Source organism: Bacillus xiamenensis (genome assembly GCF_000300535.1).
In the GTDB taxonomy this organism is placed as follows: Bacteria; Bacillota; Bacilli; order Bacillales; family Bacillaceae; genus Bacillus; species Bacillus xiamenensis.
Genome location: NZ_AMSH01000023.1, coordinates 1 through 19,896, shown reverse-complemented (window position 1 = coordinate 19,896; position 19,896 = coordinate 1). Strand labels below are relative to the sequence as shown.

Annotated in this window: 22 protein-coding genes and 1 riboswitch; of the genes, 6 read left to right on the top strand and 16 right to left on the bottom strand. The window is 40.6% G+C overall.

Annotation, left to right across the window (positions count from 1 at the left end):
• Positions 1-36 precede the first annotated feature (36 nt).
• From BA1_RS09270 to BA1_RS09255, 4 genes are all read right to left on the bottom strand, one after another.
• Complete coding sequence (locus tag BA1_RS09270) at positions 37-1,173, bottom strand: conserved virulence factor C family protein (RefSeq protein WP_008358121.1); 1,137 nt, start codon at positions 1,171-1,173, stop codon at positions 37-39.
• 30 nt (positions 1,174-1,203) lie between these two features.
• Entirely contained in the window at positions 1,204-1,815 is a 612-nt protein-coding gene (locus tag BA1_RS09265) for an HD domain-containing protein (protein WP_008358119.1), read from the bottom strand.
• A 13-nt stretch (positions 1,816-1,828) separates the two neighbouring features.
• Entirely contained in the window at positions 1,829-2,311 is a 483-nt protein-coding gene (locus BA1_RS09260) for a glutathione peroxidase (RefSeq protein ID WP_008358117.1), read from the bottom strand.
• A 74-nt stretch (positions 2,312-2,385) separates the two neighbouring features.
• Positions 2,386-4,068: a formate--tetrahydrofolate ligase gene (locus BA1_RS09255; protein WP_008358114.1), complete on the bottom strand. Its 1,683-nt coding sequence runs from the start codon at positions 4,066-4,068 to the stop codon at positions 2,386-2,388.
• A 138-nt stretch (positions 4,069-4,206) separates the two neighbouring features.
• Between BA1_RS09255 and metA the strand changes: the two genes are divergently transcribed.
• Entirely contained in the window at positions 4,207-5,115 is a 909-nt protein-coding gene (gene metA / locus BA1_RS09250) for a homoserine O-acetyltransferase MetA (RefSeq protein ID WP_008358112.1), read from the top strand.
• 227 nt (positions 5,116-5,342) lie between these two features.
• Positions 5,343-6,494 carry a diglucosyl diacylglycerol synthase gene (locus BA1_RS09245; RefSeq protein WP_008358109.1) on the top strand — a complete coding sequence of 384 codons (1,152 nt, stop codon included), beginning with the start codon at positions 5,343-5,345 and terminating at the stop codon, positions 6,492-6,494.
• A 34-nt stretch (positions 6,495-6,528) separates the two neighbouring features.
• Here BA1_RS09245 and BA1_RS09240 read toward each other — a convergent pair whose 3' ends face one another.
• Complete coding sequence (locus tag BA1_RS09240; RefSeq protein WP_008358107.1) at positions 6,529-7,230, bottom strand: AIM24 family protein; 702 nt, start codon at positions 7,228-7,230, stop codon at positions 6,529-6,531.
• Between the two features lie 261 nt (positions 7,231-7,491).
• On the opposite strand from BA1_RS09240, the gene cspD reads away from it, so the two are divergent.
• A complete protein-coding gene (gene cspD, locus BA1_RS09235; RefSeq protein ID WP_003215784.1) occupies positions 7,492-7,692 on the top strand; it encodes a cold-shock protein CspD in 201 nt (66 codons plus the stop codon).
• Between the two features lie 51 nt (positions 7,693-7,743).
• Here the strand turns inward: cspD and BA1_RS09230 are convergent, their stop codons facing one another.
• From BA1_RS09230 to BA1_RS09220, 3 genes are all read right to left on the bottom strand, one after another.
• Entirely contained in the window at positions 7,744-7,926 is a 183-nt protein-coding gene (locus BA1_RS09230; protein ID WP_008358105.1) for a hypothetical protein, read from the bottom strand.
• Between the two features lie 170 nt (positions 7,927-8,096).
• Positions 8,097-8,279, bottom strand: a complete 183-nt coding sequence (locus BA1_RS09225; RefSeq protein WP_008358103.1) for a zinc-finger domain-containing protein — start codon at positions 8,277-8,279, stop codon at positions 8,097-8,099.
• A gap of 1 nt (position 8,280) precedes the next feature.
• The gene (locus BA1_RS09220) at positions 8,281-8,952 is read right to left on the bottom strand and encodes a ribonuclease H family protein (protein ID WP_008358101.1); all 672 of its coding nucleotides are present in this window, start codon (positions 8,950-8,952) and stop codon (positions 8,281-8,283) included.
• Positions 8,953-9,046: 94 nt separating this feature from the next.
• Here BA1_RS09220 and BA1_RS09215 point away from each other — a divergent pair, with 94 nt between their 5' ends.
• Genes BA1_RS09215 through BA1_RS09205 form a run of 3 tightly spaced genes read left to right on the top strand, consistent with a single transcriptional unit; the run spans position 9,047 to position 10,302 of the window.
• Positions 9,047-9,736 carry a queuosine precursor transporter gene (locus tag BA1_RS09215; protein WP_008358099.1) on the top strand — a complete coding sequence of 230 codons (690 nt, stop codon included), beginning with the start codon at positions 9,047-9,049 and terminating at the stop codon, positions 9,734-9,736.
• 1 nt (position 9,737) lies between these two features.
• Complete coding sequence (locus BA1_RS09210; protein WP_008358097.1) at positions 9,738-10,133, top strand: reverse transcriptase-like protein; 396 nt, start codon at positions 9,738-9,740, stop codon at positions 10,131-10,133.
• Between the two features lie 43 nt (positions 10,134-10,176).
• A complete protein-coding gene (locus BA1_RS09205) occupies positions 10,177-10,302 on the top strand; it encodes a hypothetical protein (RefSeq protein WP_008358095.1) in 126 nt (41 codons plus the stop codon).
• A 72-nt stretch (positions 10,303-10,374) separates the two neighbouring features.
• Here the strand turns inward: BA1_RS09205 and BA1_RS09200 are convergent, their stop codons facing one another.
• From BA1_RS09200 to xpt, 8 genes are all read right to left on the bottom strand, one after another.
• Positions 10,375-11,262, bottom strand: a complete 888-nt coding sequence (locus tag BA1_RS09200; protein ID WP_008358093.1) for a 5'-3' exonuclease — start codon at positions 11,260-11,262, stop codon at positions 10,375-10,377.
• A 273-nt stretch (positions 11,263-11,535) separates the two neighbouring features.
• A complete protein-coding gene (locus BA1_RS09195; RefSeq protein ID WP_008358090.1) occupies positions 11,536-11,799 on the bottom strand; it encodes a YpbS family protein in 264 nt (87 codons plus the stop codon).
• A 41-nt stretch (positions 11,800-11,840) separates the two neighbouring features.
• Positions 11,841-15,434: a dynamin GTPase gene (gene dynA / locus BA1_RS09190; RefSeq protein ID WP_008358087.1), complete on the bottom strand. Its 3,594-nt coding sequence runs from the start codon at positions 15,432-15,434 to the stop codon at positions 11,841-11,843.
• A 133-nt stretch (positions 15,435-15,567) separates the two neighbouring features.
• A complete protein-coding gene (locus BA1_RS19025) occupies positions 15,568-15,654 on the bottom strand; it encodes a Fur-regulated basic protein FbpC (protein WP_223251174.1) in 87 nt (28 codons plus the stop codon).
• Between the two features lie 85 nt (positions 15,655-15,739).
• Positions 15,740-16,249, bottom strand: coding sequence for an isoprenylcysteine carboxyl methyltransferase family protein (locus BA1_RS09185; protein ID WP_008358085.1), 510 nt, complete (start codon positions 16,247-16,249; stop codon positions 15,740-15,742).
• Entirely contained in the window at positions 16,246-17,346 is a 1,101-nt protein-coding gene (locus BA1_RS09180; protein WP_008358084.1) for a type III polyketide synthase, read from the bottom strand. The genes BA1_RS09185 and BA1_RS09180 overlap by 4 nt, the downstream gene beginning before the upstream one ends.
• A 235-nt stretch (positions 17,347-17,581) precedes the next feature.
• Positions 17,582-18,901, bottom strand: a complete 1,320-nt coding sequence (pbuX, locus tag BA1_RS09175; protein WP_008358081.1) for a xanthine permease PbuX — start codon at positions 18,899-18,901, stop codon at positions 17,582-17,584.
• Positions 18,898-19,482: a xanthine phosphoribosyltransferase gene (gene xpt, locus BA1_RS09170; RefSeq protein WP_008358079.1), complete on the bottom strand. Its 585-nt coding sequence runs from the start codon at positions 19,480-19,482 to the stop codon at positions 18,898-18,900. The genes pbuX and xpt overlap by 4 nt, the downstream gene beginning before the upstream one ends.
• A 118-nt stretch (positions 19,483-19,600) precedes the next feature.
• Positions 19,601-19,700: riboswitch (purine riboswitch) on the bottom strand.
• Positions 19,701-19,896: the final 196 nt, after the last annotated feature.

Sequence of the window (19,896 nt, the reverse complement as noted above, 5' to 3'; positions counted from 1 at the left end):
AGCTGCCTTTCACTGGCAGCTTGTTCCGATTTCTCATCAGTCTGACGCATTTTTTCTACTTTCTGTCATTTGCTTCCAGACTGAGCCTTTCGCTTCTTCCCCGTGCTCAATTCGTTCAATCGCCATTTTCACTTGAAGACTGACTTCAAATTCAGGGTCCTGCTCCGCTTCTTTTAATGCTTCAAGTGCCGTTTCGTCACCTTCTTCATAAAGAAACATGGCCGCACGCCAGCGGACAAGCTTACTTGGGTCTTTTAATGCTGCGATCATCGCTTCAATAGCGCTTGGATCACCAAGATCTGAAATACAGTCTCCAGCAGTTCTGCGGACCGTCACTGTTTTATCTTCAAGCCCCTTATATAAAATAGGCAGAATAGCTGGGTCTTCAATCATGCCAGCATTCACAACAGCTTGCCTGCGAATAGACGTTTTTGGGTCCTCCATCGCTTTCATTAAAACGGGTATATCTTTTTTCTCAGGCTGCATTTGCTCTAAATGAGCAAATCGTTTTTTCCAATCTTCTTCACGCAGCATTTCTTCTGTGACGTCATAGGCCTTGCGATTCACCTGTTTATCGACAGCCTCTTGTCCTTCCTGAACCGCTTCTGTTAAACGGGTTAAGCGCTCGTCGTCATAAGCTGCTTGCAGCTCTTCAGTGACTTCTTGACCGATATCAGCAAATTCTCCAAAACGTACGCCATGTTCTTTCCACACACGTTCAAACACAACATTGTCTGAACTGCTTCTTAGCTTCAGGATAGCTGCCTGAAAACGTTCAGGCATGCCAAATCGTTCTTCTCTTTCCCCATCTGTCAGCTTGACCTGCATCGGAATGCCATTAAACATTTGGACAAACACTTTGACTTCGCCAAATGTGTCACCGCCTGACTGTGATGTTTCCTGAAGACCTTCCGTTTCTTGTCCAAAGGCTTCTCTGACCTGTTGTAAAATCCCCTGCCAGTCATATTTTGCATTGCGTTCGACTGCTAAGAAATCTGCTACATGGTAGACCCCTTTTACACCTTCAATCGATAAAATGCGCTTGATCATTTCTGGTGCTTCGTCTTTTTGATCCTTTTTGTAGTTGTTGCTTTTACCGCCGGCAAGCGCCTCTGTCAAAATCACCTTCATTGTATTCGGACTTGGTGTCGGTTCTATGGCAATTATTTTCATCTCATCATCCTCCTTACACACATAAAGACCCTACTCATCTGTAAGGCCGCATTCTTCTTTCCATGTCTTGATAAATAAACACATGAATTCATGCCGCTCATTAGCAAGCTGCTTTCCTTCATGTGTGTTCATTAAGTCTTTTAATTTGAGCAGTTTTTCTTGCATGTGTTCAAGCACTGAGCCTAGGTGTGAACCGTTTGTATAATGGGGTTCACCTTTTGCACCTGCATACGTAAATACCCTTGCAATACCAGTTGCTCCTATTGCATCCAGCCTATCCGCATCTTGAACAATAGCTCCTTCTAATGTCATTGGCTTATGCTGCATATGACGGCGGCGAAAAGACATCGTTGTAATGATATCCATGATATAACGAATATCCCGCTTATCCACTTCCCACAAAAGGAGCTGCTGCTTGAGTTCTTGCGGTGAAAGCTTCCATTCACTTGACAGCTTCTCATCAATTAAATCATGTACAATCGCCGCCATTTCAATGATAAATAGTGACCCGCCTTCCCGCTTTGCGATATTAAGTGCAAGGAGACGGACACGATCAATATGAGCCGCATCGTGACCTGTCGGCTCATCCTTTAGCTGTTTTGAAACAAAGAAGGCCGCTGCCTCCAATTGCTTTTGCTGCATGATCGTACGCATCTTATTGATCCAAAAGAGCGATGATCGAGCTTTCTAATTCTTTTGGCGGTGTTTTAGGAGAGAATCGTTCAGTGACTTCTCCGTTTTGGTCAACGATAAATTTTGTGAAGTTCCATTTCACCGTTTTTGTGCCAAGTACACCTTTCGCATGACTTGTTAAGTATTTGAAAAGAGGATGCGCATTGTCGCCATTGACATCAACTTTTGCAAACATTGGGAAGGTCACACCATAATTCAATGAACAGAATTCTTGAATCGCTTCTTCCCCTTCTGGCTCTTGATTCATAAATTGATTGCATGGGAATCCTAAAATTTCAAGACCCTTTTCGTGATATTGATCATATAACTCTTGTAATTGTTTAAATTGAGGGGTCAGTCCACATTTGCTCGCTGTGTTCACGATAATAAGTACTTTCCCTTTGTAATCTGCCATTGATTTTTCCTGACCGTTTATGGTCTTGACCTGAATATCATAAATTGACATCTCATTGCCTCCTAGGATTCTCTTTTTCCTATCGTAACATGCTTCTTTTAGAAAATCGCTTTTTATGCTCTCTGCTAAAAGAGTCCTGTCACACTGCCGTCTTCTAATAAATCCATCTCAAGCGCCGCAGGTTTTTTAGGCAGGCCGGGCATGGTGAGAATGCTTCCGGTTAAAGCAACGATAAAACCTGCTCCAACAGATGGCTTTAACTCTCGAATCGTAATGGTAAAGCCTTTTGGTCTGCCGATTAAAGCAGGATCATCCGAAAGGGAGTATTGCGTTTTGGCCATACAAACCGGTAAATGAGCCCAGCCATTTTTCTCGATTGCTGCCAGCTGTTTTCTTGCTTTTGAAGTGAGCGTGACGCCATCTGCACCGTAAACGTTTTTGGCCACTTTTGATAACTTTTCTTCAATGGAATCTTTTTCTTCATACAAATACGAAAATTGGTTCTCATTCTTTTCAATGAGTGTCGTGAGTTCTTCGGCAAGTGCTGTGCCTCCATCCCCTCCTTCTTCCCATACATTGACGGCTTTTACTGGATGCCCATTCGTTTCACACCAATTTTCTATCGCTTGAATTTCTTCTTTCGTATCGGTGATAAAACGATTCACTGCGACGATGTATGGAAGACCGAAGGCTTGCAGTGTTTCAATATGCTTCTCTAAATTATGTATACCCTCTAATACAGCATGTGCATTTGCTTCCTTGAGCTCTGTTTTTTGCATTCCGCCATGCATTTTTAACGCTCTGACAGTTGCTACAATGACAACAGCACCTGGTTTGAATTCACCGGCTCTTGTTTTGATGTGAAGGAATTTTTCAGCACCAAGATCTGCACCGAACCCGGCTTCTGTTACCACATAATCGGCTAGTTTTGCTGCCATCTTTGTTGCAATTAAACTATTGCAGCCATGTGCAATATTGGCAAAAGGACCGCCATGGACAAGGGCTGGAGTTCCTTCAATTGTTTGAACAAGATTTGGTTTGAGCGCGTCTTTTAAAAGTAATGTCAGTACACCTTCATATCCAAGATTTCCAACTGTGACAGGCTCACCTTCTTGATTATAGGCAACAACAATAGAAGAAAGACGTTTTTTCAGATCGTTTAAGTCTTGTGCTAAACAAAGGATCGCCATCATTTCCGAAGCAACCGTAATATCAAATCCGTCTTCTCTAGGGTATCCATTTAATTGACCGCCAAGCCCTACTACCACTTGTCTTAAAGCACGGTCGTTTAAATCAAGCACCCGTTTCCAGACAATCCGGCGTGCATCAATACCCAGTTCATTTCCATGATGGATATGGTTATCAATAAAAGCAGATAAAGCGTTATGTGCGGATGTGATGGCATGGAAATCCCCTGTGAAATGGAGATTGATTTCTTCCATTGGCAGCACCTGTGAATATCCGCCACCAGCTGCACCGCCTTTAATGCCCATTGTAGGACCTAGTGAAGGTTCACGCATGGCAATGATCGCTTTTTTGCCAATTTTTTCGAAGGCTTGACCGAGGCCAACTGTGACAGTGGACTTCCCCTCACCTGCTGGCGTTGGGTTTATCGAAGTCACAAGAATCACGTTTCCTTCTTTCTGTTCCTTTAAACGGTCAAAAATAGTCAAAGATATTTTCGCTTTTGTGAAACCATAGCATTCTAATTCTTCGTCATGTATTTGTAATTTCGCTGCGATGTCTTGAATGGGTCTCAGCTTTGCCCTTTGGGCAATGTCAATATCCAATAAATGTTTTGTAATCATCAATAAACGGCCTCCTTTTTGACAGAAACAGCTTTCATTTTTGCTCTATCTTTCATTGTAACATAATTGAAACATTGAAATATCGCCAGAAAGTTCCTATAATGAAATGAAATTAGCTTTGGTTCAGGGGGTGGCAAGTTGCCTATAAACATACCAGTTCATTTGCCGGCAAAACAAATACTAGAGAGCGAAAACATTTTCGTCATGGATGAGACAAGGGCATTCAAGCAAGATATCCGTCCTTTGAATATCGTGATCTTAAATTTAATGCCAAAAAAAATTCAAACTGAAACGCAGCTGCTAAGAATGCTCGGAAATTCTCCTTTGCAAGTGTACTTCACATTTTTGATTCCAAGTACACATACACCGAAGAATACATCAAGAGAGCACCTAGATGAATTTTATACGACCTTTGACTCAATTCGCCATAAAAAATTTGATGGAATGATCATTACAGGCGCACCAATTGAGCATTTACCTTTTGAAGAAGTTTCCTATTGGAAAGAACTGCAGGACATTTTGGACTGGAGTAAAACCAATGTGACGTCTACTCTTCATATATGCTGGGGAGCACAGGCAGGTCTATATCACCATTATGGCATTGAAAAAATCAAGCTCCCCGAGAAAAAATTCGGTGTGTTTGAGCATCATGTCAAAGAAAAAAAAGAAAGATTGGTAAGAGGTTTCGATGAAGTATACTATGTCCCACATTCTAGGCATACAGATATTAATACAGAACAATTAAAAAACACACCGAATCTGAAAATATTGAGTATATCTGAAGAAGCTGGTGTTTGTTTAATTGTTTCAGATGATGATAAACAAGTATTTTTAACTGGACATCCTGAATATGATACAGATACATTGAAGCAGGAATATGAAAGAGATTTGTTGAAACATGATACAGTTAAAAAACCTGTCCACTATTTTATAGAGGATGGAGACACATTAGTGCCAGTGAATCGCTGGAAAGCCCACGCAACTTTACTTTTTATGAATTGGCTTAATTATTATGTTTATCAAGAAACACCATATGTGTGGGAATAAAATAGACTCTGGTCTGATGAAAAATGATCAAAATGTGTTAAAATACAAATGGCTCTGTCTTCCATTATCAATTTAGCCTGTTTGTTTTTTAAAATTAGTTTAATTCTTTCGTAACGAATGATATGCTCTTCCTGTTTATATGTTATCTTTATGTATATGTAGACCTATGAGATTCATAGTTTCGTACGAAGTTTTGTTGTTGTTGATTACATTTGAGGTGAATATTCTTGAATACCAATAAAAAAATATTAATCTTGACCGCAAATTACGGAAATGGACATATGCAGGTTGCAAAAACACTGTATGATGAATGCAAATCCCAAGGGTTTGAACATGTGATAGTTTCTAATTTGTATCAAGAATCAAATCCCATTGTGTCAGAAGTGACTCAATATTTATATTTGAAGAGCTTCTCCATTGGGAAACAATTTTATCGCTTGTTTTATTACGGTGTAGATAAAATTTACAATAAACGCAAATTTAACATTTACTTAAAGATGGGAAATAAGCGTCTCGATGAATTAATTCAGTTACACAACCCGGACATCATCATCATTACATTCCCGATGATTGTTGTACCCGAATACCGAAACAAAACAGGTAAAGTGATTCCAACATTTAATGTGATGACAGACTTCTGTCTTCATAAAATTTGGGTACATGAAAACATCGACCGATACTATGTTGCAACCGATTATGTGAAACAAAAGCTAGTGGAAATCGGCACACATCCAAGCGATGTCAAGGTGACAGGCATTCCTATTAGACCACAATTTGAAGCAGACGTACCAAAATCGATCATCTATAAAAAATATGGATTATCGTCAGACAAAAAGGTCCTTCTCATTATGGCAGGTGCTCATGGTGTACTAAAAAATGTGAAGGAGCTATGTGAAGCATTACTTCTTGACAGTGAAGTGCAAATTGTTGTTGTATGCGGTAAAAACGTAGCGCTGAAACAATCGCTCAGCGATCTTGAACAAGCACACCCAGATCAATTGAAGGCGCTTGGATATGTGGAACAAATTGATGAATTGTTCAGAGTAACAGACTGTATGATTACAAAACCAGGTGGTATTACATTAACAGAAGCAACAGCAATTGGTGTCCCAGTGATTCTTTACAAACCTGTTCCTGGACAAGAAAAAGAAAATGCTCTTTTCTTCGAAGATTATGGCGCTGCCATCGTCATCAACAGACATGAAGACATTTTAGAATCTGTGACCAACCTGCTACAAGATGAAGAAAAATTACACACAATGAAACAAAACATAAAAAAACTGCACTTAAAACAATCTTCTCAAACCATTATAGAAGATATCGTTGAACAATCTGATCTGATCATGAGCAACAAAACGTATGCTCGTGCATTATCATAAAAAGGTGCCCGTCTATGACGGACACCTTTTTCTTTTACCCTTGATTTCCACTTGCTGTGTACACTTCTTCAAACGGCTGAACAACAACAAAGCCGCTTCCGCTAAACTTCATTTGAATGGACTCCCCGCTTCCCCTGCCAATAAACGTTTTGAAGGACACATCTGTTACAAATTCAGTGTTTAAATCTCCTGACCATGCGACCGTCGCATTCGGATCTGTATAAACAGAATCACCTGGCTGAACAATCAGCGTAAGCGGTTCGTAATGACTGGTGATTGCAATCAGACCTGGTCCTTCAAGTTTGACGTTAAATAAACCACCGGCAAGCATGCCAGACACCTTTTTCATCAATTTAATATCCCAGCGGATTGACGGTTCAAATGCAAGCAGATCGTTTCCATTTACAAAAATGGACTCCCCTTGAGCCAACCGAAGAATGGAGATTTTTTTGCCTTGGTCTGCGATATATAATTTCCCCTCACCCGTTGCTTTCATCAAAGAGGTTCCTTCTCCTGATAACATCTTCTTGAACATCTTTGAGACGCCATGCTCCAAAACACCTTCACGTTCAAACTTTATTTTGCCCCGATATGACACCATGGAACCTGTTTTTGCCCAAATGGTATCAGTCAAATTTATTTCCAAAAGCCTCGATGTTTCAAGCTCGAAGACCCCTTCTCCTTTATCTTCTTGCTGTGTATTGTGAACAAATTCCTCAATCGTGTAACGATTCATGACCGGCACCTCTTTCAATATTTTTTTTATATACGGACAAGACACACATTAGGTTTCAGAAAATTAGGACGTTTTATATATAAGTGGTTTTGCATTAAAAAACAAAAAAATCAAATATTCTGCTCAAAATTTGGCCTGCCTGCTTGACGCTTTACTTTTGATAGTGTATAGTGGAACCATCATTTAACAACTTCGTTAGGTGATGAAAATTTTTTTTAGTATACCAAAAGGTGTGCTACAGTACTAGGAGGAAAAAGCAATATGCAAAACGGTAAAGTAAAATGGTTCAATAATGAAAAAGGTTTCGGCTTCATTGAAGTTGAAGGCGGAGACGATGTATTCGTTCACTTCACAGCTATCGAAGGTGACGGTTACAAGTCTTTAGAAGAAGGACAAGAAGTTTCTTTTGAAATCGTTGAAGGTAATCGTGGACCTCAAGCAGCTAACGTAACAAAAATTTAATCAACTAAATCAATGATGAAACGACAAAATAAAGAGAGGCATATGCCTCTCTTATTTGATTTTCAGCTGAATTTCAATTGCTAAAATATTTTGTTTTAGTCTTTGTTCAATTTCAGAGATATCTTTTTCGAGAAAAGGTCTTCCCTTCTTTGCTACATCTACTAGCTGCTCTAGATCGCTGTATACCTCTTGAAATGTTCGATGTAATACCATTTCAAAATCCTTATTATCCATGCCGGCCTTCCCCTTTTCCTCTAATATCCGTCACTTAGTCAAAAAGTAACTTAACCGAAACTTTCTATAGTTATATCGGCTCATTTTTCAGAATATGTTCTTTTTTTACACATTCTGTCCGTTTTTTTTCATGAGCATCTGTTTAACAAGAGGAAAACCGGTGTGCCCGTTTATTTTTTGAGCAGTGCATTTCCGTATTCTTTGATTTTCTCTCCTACCGTGCATTGCTGTATACAAAAGGAGTGTGCGTATTTTTTGCCAAATTCTTTTCGAAAGTGCTTCTTTATCAAACAATCTGAACAATACGTGTCTTGAAGATCCGTCAATTCTTTTACTGCTGTTTTTTTATCCACACTATTCAGCTCCGTCTGCTTCTAATTTCAACTTACTTTCGATTGGGACGTCTGCTAGCATCTGCCTGGCAAGCTGATCGGCTTCTGCATTTTGTTTACGATCAATGACTTCATAGGTTGGGGTGAGCTTCAGCTCTTTGATTGCAGCCTCAATTCGGTCGAGCCATTTGTTATGCACATCATCATAACAAGGCCATTCCCCTTTTAACTGATTCATGACAACGAGTGAATCTCCTTTAATCGTAACAGAGTTTCTGCCCGCTCCCAGTTCTTTTAAAGCATTTACTGCTTCAAATAAAGCCGCATACTCTGCCTCATTATTAGTGGTACCCCGAAAAGGGTGATTCTTCCTTAATCGATAAGCATCTTCTCCAAGATGATAATACACGACAATTCCAAGTCCGGATTCACCCGTTTCTTTGCGAAAGCTTGCATCAAAATAAACTTGAAGCTGATCAGGTTCAAGCCTAAGTTCTTCGTTTAGTTTTTCAAGCTCTTTGATAGACCACATCGCACCCTTTTCATCTTCAAATGATAGAAGCGACTGCGGTTCTTTTTTGTCTATATGCTTTGCTAAAAGCAAGGCCTCCTTGAGTTCCATCCAATCTTCTTGAAAAAAAGCAATGGACCCAATTGATTTTACTTTCATTGTATAATGTGCTCTTAGTTTCATTGATCACATCGCCTTTCCGTACTTTTAAGGTAAACGTTCGTTATGCTATAATCAAAAAGTTACATTTTACAATCAGAAAGGAAGTTCATGTCACTTGTTTAATGAAGGTATTTGGCTCTTATTTGCGATCATTAATTTTATCATTGTTCTTCTATTTTATAAAGGATTTGGCAAGACAGGCCTTTTCGTCTGGATTGGCTTTGCGACGGTTGCCGCAAATTTACAAGTGGTCAAAACCGTTGAATTATTTGGTTTAACGGCGACACTTGGAAATATTTTATATGGCAGTGTGTTCTTTGCAACGGACGTTCTAAATGAAAAATATGGGCAAAGAGAAGCGAAGAAAGCTGTCTGGATTGGCTTTGCCACTCTTTTAACGTTAACAGTTGTCATGCAGGAGGCTTTGCTTTTCCATCCCGCTCCATCTGACATTTCACAATCATCATTAGAAACCATTTTTGGCTTTATGCCGAGAGTTGCCCTTGGCAGTCTTGCTGCTTATATCATCAGTCAAATGTTAGATGTTTATGTATATTCGTTTATTCGCCGGATATTTCCTTCAGACGGTGCGCTCTGGGTGCGAAACGCTGGAAGTACGATGATCAGCCAGCTGCTGGATACACTCGTTTTCACAACGATTGCTTTTCTTGGCACCTACCCATTTCATATCTGGATCGAAATTTTCATCACGACATACGTGATTAAGTTTATCGTAGCGGCGATTGCTACCCCATATGCGTATGCAGCAAAGAAAATGGTTCCGCTTGATGAAAGGGGGAAATAATGTGCCAGCAGAAATATACATTGATGGCGCCAGTGCAGGAAATCCAGGTCCGTCTGGCATCGGCATTTTCATTAAATATGATGGAAAGGCTGAGTCTTTCTCGATCCCTCTTGGAACAATGAGCAATCATGAAGCAGAATTTTCTGCGCTGATCGAAGGGATGAAAATTTGCGCTGAAAAAGGCCTGCGAACCGTTTCATTTCGCACAGATTCACAGGTAGTTGATCGTGCGGCCAATGCAGGGTTTGCTAAAAATCCAGCCTTCCGCCATTTTATTGAAGAGATGTTGCAGCTTCAAACCGAGTTTGATTTATTTTTTATTAAGTGGATTCCAAGCAAGGAAAATCATGTAGCCGATCAGCTCGCTAGAAAAGCGATTCACCTTTCTAAAGGATGAATCGCTTTTCTTTTGGTTATGCTAATGTGTGAGGTGAATCGAATTGGATAAAGAGAACAAAGGCCGTGTCACAAACGGAACAACCCCACAAGGTGATGCGCAGACAAAAGATAAGCAGCCTCTATCTCAATTAGAAAATAAGGCGAAAAAAAGCAATACAAAGGGCTAAAATGAACTTTATTTTAGCCCTTTGCTTCTTTTCATCATAATAAAGAGTTCCTTGAAGTCTGAGAGATCAGCCTTAGCTGATTTCTAATTGACTTACACGGTGGACCATTGGTTCAATTCCTTTGATTTGGTGCAGGCGCAGCATGGCGGCTGCACGCTCTGGATTGATGTTCATTTTTGTTTCATCAATTGGACAGCTAAGTGGTACGTCACATTTAATCTCTGCGAGTATACGAGAAAGCTTCAGATCTTCTAAGCCTGCTTGCATTTTCTTTTGCTGCGCTGCCGTTAATTCCTCGATATTTTCTAACAGACGATCAATGGATTGATACGTTTGAATAAATTTCAATGCTGTTTTTTCTCCGATACCTTTTACACCGGGATAATTATCACTTGCATCACCCATTAAAGCTTTCATATCAATCAGCGCCTTTGGAGTGATGCCCATTTCCTCTTCAAATAAGGCTTTTGTAAATGGTTTATAATTCCCAATTCCTTTTTGCATCAGAGCCACTGTCACCTGTTCGTTCAAAATTTGCAGCAGATCTTTATCTCCAGTCAAAACGGTCACACGTGCTTCTTTTTGATAGAGTGCAGCGAGCGTACCGATACAATCATCTGCTTCAAAGCCCTTTAAACCAACGTTCATGATTCCAAGTTCTTCTGTCGCCTCTTTGGCTAAATCAAACTGCGGGATCAGCTCGACAGGCGCTTCTCCTCGATTGGCTTTATAATCTTGGAACAATTCATTTCGGTACGTCTGGCTTCCCATATCCCAGCAGCAAACAATATGTGTTGGCTCAAAGGTTTGGACAGCCGTTAATAAATGCTTCAAATAGCCACTAACTCCATTTGTCGGCACACCACGATCATTTATCATAAAGTTACGATGGACAGCCGTCGCATAAAACGACCTGAAAAGAAGTGCCATTCCATCTACAAGCAGTACGTGTTTATTCATTCGTATAAACTCCCTTTTTAAAAACAATACTCCTATTCTATCATAGAACATAGAAACGGACATAAAAAGGCGCCTTCTTCTTTTTGAAAAGAAGAGGCAGCCCGATTACTTTTGACCATATTGCATTTTTTTCGTCTCAGCTTCTGCGTAAGACGGCATGTCTTTTTGTTTAGGCATGCGTTCTTCCTTCTGCTGTGCGTTTTGCTTTTTTGCCATCATCATTCCCCTTTCTGGTTCATTTGTTAAGATGACCAAAAAAGAGAAAGTTACTCTTTACTTCTGTTTACGCCCGGCGTACTCGCTTACCATATCTATCGTGACATGTTTTCGCAGTGGAACAATTCCACCTCGTGCAAGCTCATTCATTTTCGAAGTAATGGCATTGATCTCATCTGTTGTAAATGGTTCGTTTCGTTCACACTTTGCTACAGCAGTCTCAATTGCCTGCTCTCTTTTTTGCTCAAGTGCGAGAAAGGATTGAATATGGGCATGCTGTTTCTGTGAATGTGCAGAAATTTCTTCATGTACGCTCGTCATTGTGTATCAACTGCTTTCTTTTTTATCTAGTCTATCATGAATCATATCGTTTTCAACTGGTTCTTCCATTCAATTGTTTGTTTATATACTTGCTCAATTATGGCCTGCTTTTTCGCATCTGTCTTCAGGCTCGTCATAAACGTGCGTTTTTGCTCATTGAGCTGTTGAAGCGCGGCTTGTTCATACCTTTCAGTATAGGTCTTGACGATTTTGTCATATCTGCTAAGTAACTCTTCTTTTTCTTTATCTGCCCACAACGTTGTCAATTCAAGTAGAACATCTCGAACGGATTCAATAAACGCCGCCTTTCCATTCTGTTCAAAAAAGGCTTTTGCTGATTTTTGTTTCTTTAAGAGCGGCTCAAACGGCGTAAGCTCTGCTTCGACTTCGATTTGTTTCAGCTCGGCGTTTTTCTCCTCAGGTCGTGACAGACTGAGAGAAAAGTAAGGATCTTCAGCGCATGCAGCCTGCATCCCTTTCTCCCACTCCTCTTGGAAATATTGATGGATAAACGATTCCATTCGAATATCAAGCGCCTTGATCTCCTGGACAAATTCAAATTCATATTCCTTTAGAGCTTTCTCAAGTGCCTTTTTCAGCTGCTGACTGAAGTTTTCTTGAGATATGCCCGGATAAAAGGCTGTTTTTAACATATCATTCGCAAATAGTGATAGACGCTGTACAATGTGGTAAAGCTGTTCATGCACGTCTTTTTTTACGCTTTCTGTCACTAGCTTAGACCGTTTCACATCGTTCATTTTTTCAAGAATTGATTCATATGATGTCTCTATGTTTTTCTTTTCGGCTTCTTTCTCATCTTCTGATTGATGCAAAGTCGCATGAAGCTTGTCAACTGTTGCACATAGTGTATTGGCTTCAAAATGCAAAAGCTCGATGGCATCTTTCGTTAATTCTTCCTCAATAAAATAATCGAGTTGTTTTCTAAGTTTTGCATATTGATTATAAGGTGACGGCTCTTTTCCTTCGATTTCTTCCTTACTAGACACATGATGCAGATTGGGATGCCGGATGCCTTCTTTTGTGAGCTCGTTTCGTACATAGTCAAACACCGTTTCAAGCTCTGCTTGATCCTTGGCCAAATCAGCTGCATTGATAATAAAGAACATTTTATCCATACTAAATGAATCTTTTACGAGTCCAAGCTTACGTAAAAATGATCGATCGGCCTTTGAGAAAGAATGCTGATAGTACGTTAAATATAGCAGGGCATCGGCGTCCTTCATATATTGGAAAGCTATTTCTGTATGACGCTTATTCATACTGCTCGCACCCGGGGTATCCACAATCGTCAGCCCTTTATCTGTCAAAGGTGTACTTAAATACACCGTTACTTCCTTCACTACACAAGAAACGGCTTCTTCTGCCACATACGGCTTTAATTCTTGAAGTGTGACATGTAATGGGGTTTGGTTGTCAATGTAATCATGAAACCGGGCATGTGCTTTTAGAAAATGTTCGACAATGATGCAGTGGTCCTGTTCAAGCTGTCTTTTTTTCAGCACCCTTTCCAGTTTCGCTTTAAATGTATCCCCTTTTTCTTCTGTTATTGAAAATCCAAGAATCTGATCAAGCTCCTCTAGAATGTCCTGTTCTGTTTTGAACACCACTTTGACACTTTCATGAGGGTGATCCTCTGTAGGCCGTGTGAGCTTGTTAATCGTTGCCGTTGTTGGCGTAGGTGATGATGGTAACACTTTTCTCCCAACAAGTGCATTGGCAAAAGAAGATTTCCCCGAACTAAAAGCGCCAAATAATGCGAGGGTAAACTCTTTTGCCTGAAGCCTTTCTGTTCGTTTTTCAAAGGATTGTCTTTGTGACTGGATAGCGTCTAAAGGCGATAAAATATGAGAAAGCTGTTTAAATTGCTCAATCGACTGTGCTGTCGTCACATGCTGCGACTGACGTATTTGATCACGATCTGTCCGTTCATCATCTTGACTGCTCTCTTTAGCATGAGAAGGCGTTTGATTCTGCTTTAGCTGGTCATGCTGCATCCATTGCTTTTTCACATAAAACCAGTCGTCTTGAATATGCTCATCTGTCCCATTTTGCCAAATGTCCCATATAGATTGAATGTCCTGTCTTATTTGTTCATTTTTTTCGTTAAACGCCTCAAGCATCTGAAGCTCTTGCTTTGCTTTCTCCCATTTGTCTTGCTGCTTCCCCTGTTCATTCATCAGCTGGTCTTTCAATGCCTCGACCATTTGTTCGATCAATGGCATGGCTTTTTGTTTTGCCTGTCTTTTTAAGGCTTCACCAGCATCTTTCGCATATTGAAGAACGTATTCGTTAGAGAAAGTCGCACCAGGATGAATCACCTTTTCAAGCAGGGATTCTTCAACAGGTGTTTCAAATGCCATCGCTTGGTTTAATAACTCTTCACCAAGCTGATGCTGTTTTATTTCTGTTTTGAGCAGCTCGGCAATGTGCCAGTCCACTTCCGCTTTCATTCTCTTTTTGACATCTGCTAAGAAGTCGCTCGCCCGTTTTTGTTTCTCCTGCTCGGTTTTATTTTTAGTAAAGAGCAAACCTACTTTAAAGCCAGGTACTTTCGATTCGATATAATCATTTGCAAGCTCCCTCATCTTAAATGGGGTGAGGTTGGCATTTTTTAAAATGTTCTCTACTTCAGAAGACACTTCATCTTCTACCTGTTTTGCGCCCTTTTCGATAAATCGGCTTTTTGCTTCTAATTCTTTGACTTCATTCCTTTTTTCGTGAAGCTGCGTATCAAGGTCCTCTTCGTTCAGTTCTTCTTTTAGCGATTCGATGTGTTCTTTTAATACATGTTCTATTTTCTGCTCTGTATAGGCTCGAAGTGATGCTTTAGGTAAAGTTTGTAATTCTTGCAGTTTCTCCACTAAGCGAATCATTTCGTTTCTTGGGTGCGCCTCATCGGTCACAGATGTAAAATACAAATGCTCTTCCTCTATGCCTTCTTTTAAAAGCATCTCAACGACTTGCTTTTTGTAGTCTTCAAAAGTTGTCTCTTGTTCATTGTGCCGATCCACTTGATTGACGATGAAATAAAGATTTGGCACTTTCTCTTTAATTGAGCGAATGAAGCGAATGTTCTCTTCAGAATGAACATGGTTATAGTGAACGACATAAAAAAGAGCATCTGCTTGATGAAGAATAGACGCAGCAGATAAAAAGTGCGCATGATCGGTTGAATCTATACCTGGCGTATCAATGAGCGCCACCTTTTCTTCAAGTCCCTTATAATTACCGCTGATTTCCACCATTTCAATCTGTTCCCCATCTTTACAAAAACGCTGCACCGCATCTTTATCATAAGAACCGCTCATTTTTGCAAAACGGCCGTCAGAGGTATGAAGCTTCACTTCGCTGACCCCTTTTCTCACAACGACCAAGTTTGCACTTGTTGGAATTGGACTCGTTGGCAGGATATGATCATGAAGAAGATAATTCACAAGTGATGACTTACCAGCAGAATAGTGACCGGTAAATGCGATATACACTTCTTCTTCAGCTTCCTTTTTCATAATCGATGCAAGTTTGGCTGCGCGCTCATGATCATCCCTTTTAAGGAGACACTCATATAGTGCACCTGTAGTTTGAACGAGCGAATCTCGAATAGACAAGTCTTTCATGACGATAAACCCCTTTGTTTTTAGAAAAGTCAGTTATGTATGTGATACCATTTTACACAAAATGAAGAAATTTTTCTTCTGATCTGAGGAAATAAAAAAAATCTGCTGCCCGATCAGTCATCATTGACTGCAATCAGGAAGCAGATTTTTTTGAAACACCTTTTAATACAAAGCCAATTAATAGGCTGTATACACAAACCGTACCGAGTAAGAAAATCATTGTCATGTGATCACCGTCCATCCTTCATGATTGAGAATGCTTATCATTAATGAAAGTGTAGCACAATTGATAATGATTTTCAATATTAATTTAGTAAATACTGATTCAGTGCTTTTTCTTCTGTTTGAATTCTCACCATCATCATCCATCCATTTAAACACGTAAACAAAATGGCCGTAATAAATGCGTTAAATAGCAGCGGAATAAACATCAGTTCAATCGCCACCACCATATAGTTAGGGTGCTTTAACCATCGATACGGCCCCTTTTTGACAATCGTCGCATTTGGAACCACTAAAATCTTTGTGTTCCAGTACGTCCCAAGAGACCATAACGCCCAATATCGAATCACTTGTACAGCCAGCAAGAAGGCGAGCAGCAAAAGGAAAAAACGAGACGGGTCACGATGAAACAGCCATGTCTCTCCAATGAGCGAGAGAAAAAAGGCCGCATGCATGGCGACCATATAAGGATAATGACCAGCACCAAATTCAATCGCACCTATCGCTTTCACTTTCTTCTCATTTCTTTTAGCAACGAGCATTTCAATCAGGCGCTGACAAATGAAGAAACCAATCACTAGCCAGAAGGTCATGACGAGACCTCCTCCCATTTCATGAGTAATAACTCAGAGGAAAAGCCTGGACCAAGCGCTCCGCATAGTCCCACCGCTCCCGCTTCAACTTCCTGATGCTCAAGAAAATGCTTCAGCACATACAAAACGGTGGCAGAGGACATATTCCCATGATGTTTCAGTACTGCTTTTGAAGAAAACAGCCGATCCTCTTGTAAAGATAGACTTTCAAGATAGGCATCAATTACTTTTTTTCCTCCAGGGTGAGCAAGAAAAACGGATAAATCCTCTGTTGAATACCCTTGCTGATGTAAAAATTGATCCACTTGCTCTTTTAACCAGCCAGAAATGATGGACGGAATGTCACGTGAGAAGATGACCTGAAACCCGTCACTTGTAAAATCCCAGCCCATGACATCCTCGGAATCTTTCATGGTCACGGACTGTGTGCCAAGCACTCTAGGTACTGCGTTAAACTGTGCATACTCAGATATAGCTGTTTCTCCAGCTAATAGTACTGCCGCAGTCCCGTCTCCGAACAACGAGGTCCCGATTAAATTGCTCTTTGATTGATCTTGCGGCTGAAACGTTAAACTGCAAAGCTCACAGGCCACAACTAGTACCTTCGCTTCTGGATACGCGCGTATGTATTCATACGCTCTAGATAAGCCTGAAGCTCCACCTCCGCAACCCAATCCCCAAATCGGCACTCGTTTCGTATAAGGAGAAAATGGGAGAACATTCATCAGCTTTGCATCAAGACTTGGCGTTGATAATCCAGTGCTGGAGATGAAAAACAAAGCATCGACCTCTTCATAGGGAAGCGGTTTTTTAAGGAACGCCGTCTCATGAAGACAGTAAAAGACAGCTTCTTTCGCATGCTCCAAAGCCTTTTCCAAATAGAGATGATTTTTCTCTTCAAACGAGTGGTGTTCTTGGTACCATTCAATGGGCTTCACAAACTGCCTGCTCTCTATTTCGCCATTTTGAAAAGCTTTTAATAACCGATCAATATCTTTAAACGATCGTTTAAATTGAGACCTTGCAAATTGAGCAGCTGCTTGCTGATCCACATGATGTTTTGGCAGACTTGTTCCAACTGAAAGAATGTACGCCATCGGCTTCACCTCTTTTTTCGGTTAATATCCCCAATCAAAAAAAGGATATACATGCCAAATCGTCACAATTCAGTCAAAATATTTTCCTCCGTCTAACTTTTTGTCTTGACGACAATTGATAAATATTGGATAATATAGGTGAAAACATGATGTAGTTTTCCTCCTTCACAGGTTCGTTCCAAGCCAAGCGAACCTGCTTTTTTTGTGCAAAAAACACCTCTCAGGTGAGAGGTGTTTACACAACAGATTGTTTAGGTTCTTCCACATGGTCCTTTTCTGTTTCCTTTTTCAGTGGAATCATGTGATAAATGATATGAAGCAAAATGGCGGTAAAGCTCCCTGCCACAATGCCGTTACTTGTTAATAATTTAATCGATTCTGGAAGATGCTCAAACATTTGCGGCACAACGGTTACACCTAGCCCGATGCCAACTGAGCATGCGACAATGAGCAAGTTTTCCTGTTTGGCAAAATCGACACGCGAGAGCATTTTAATCCCGTATGCAATGACCATTCCAAACATTGCGACCATCGCACCGCCAAGAACGGACTTTGGAATGATCGTTGTGAATGCAGCGATTTTAGGAAAAAGGCCAAATAACATTAATAATACCCCTGTCACCACAATGACCTGATTTTTCTTCACACCAGTTAACTGGATCAATCCAACGTTTTGGGAGTAGGCTGTGTATGGGAAGGCATTGAAGATTCCGCCTAGTAACACAGCAATCCCCTCTGCACGATAGCCCTTTGCTAAATCCTTCTCCTTTAATGAGCGATTCGTTAAATCGCCCAGTGCAAAATAAACACCCGTTGATTCGACTAAGGACACAATCGCAACTAAAGTCATCGTCATAATTGGCGCAAATTCAAAGGTAGGCATTCCAAAGTAAAAAGGCTCAATGATGCGGAAGACTTGTGCATTCGCCACTTCTGCCGTCTCTACCTTTCCTAAAAGAGCAGCAACGGCTGTCCCAAGTAGAATGCCGATTAAGATGGCAATGGCTTTCATGAACCCCTTTGTAAATCGATAGAGAAGGATAATCATAAACAACACAAGAAAAGCGAGTCCTAAATTTTCAAACGAACCATAATCTGCACTTCCTTCTCCGCCTGCCATATTGTTCATGGCTACCGGAATAAGGGTAATTCCAATGATCGTGACGACTGAACCTGTGACAACAGGCGGGAAGAATTTCACAAGCTTCCCAAAGAAAAATGAAAGGGCAATGACCATACACCCTGCGGCGATTATACTTCCATATATAGACGAAATTCCATATTTAGAGCCAATCGCAATCATAGGAGATACCGCAGTAAATGTACAGCCTAGTACAACAGGCAAACCGATGCCAAAGAAACGGTTTTTCCATACTTGGAGCAGTGTGGCCGCACCACACATGAAAATATCCGCCGAAATTAAGTAAGTGAGCTGTGCAGACGAGAGCCCTAGCGCATCTCCAACAATGAGCGGTACAAGAACCGCACCTGCATACATGGCCAGCACATGCTGAATTCCTAGCGAAAGCGTTTTGACTTTTTTTGCAGCACTCATGATTGTACCTCCCGTACAAACGTGACTTTTCCTTCCTCGAGTGATTCAATACGTGCGAGCGACTCGACTCTGTAGCCCATTTGCACAAGTTCATTTCTTCCAGGCTGGAATGACTTCTCGATGACAATCCCAAATCCAGCGACTTTCGCCTTTGCTTGCTTTGCAATTGTAGCAAGTCCCTTAGCAGCTTCACCGTTTGCTAAAAAGTCGTCGATGATTAACACACAATCATTTTCACTAAGATGCGTATTCGAAACAGCGATCGTACTTTCTACTTTTTTCGTAAATGAGTACACACTAGCTGTCAGCAAATTATCCGTTAATGTCAGCGATTGGCGTTTCCGGGCAAACACAACGGGTACATGAAGGGCAAGTCCAGCCATGACGGCAGGTGCGATACCAGAAGATTCGATCGTGATAATTTTAGTAATACCATCGTGCTGATATAATCTAGCAAACTCTTGACCGATCTCATGCATTAACACAGGATCAATTTGATGATTTAAAAAAGCATCTACCTTTAACACTTGATTTGACAGAACGATTCCTTCGTTCTCGATTTTTTGACGTAACAATTCCATCATATTTCCCCCTAGCATATTGGCAACTTTCAATTTTTTGCATAAAAAAAGCATTGCTGTCCATTAAGGAGCAAGCAATGCGAAAACGATCCACGGGATCTTCAGCTGATACAAAAGCTGTTTCATTTTGCTCACTCATAGTCGGACGGTATCGGTGTCCGGTAGAAACTTGCGTGCCATCATCACGCGATTATATGAGTGGTTCATAGTGTTCAAATTATAACAAGATTTCAGACACTTGGAAAGCACTTTTCTAGAAAAATACCGAACTTAAATAATCATTAAGCTCCAAACGTTCGTTTTTAGAATATTCAACCATCAAAAAAGCACCCTTCTAATCAAAGGGTGCCTCAGATTGGTGACAAAGGGCTAAAATGAACTTTATTTTAGCACTTTGTATTATTTTAAGAGTGA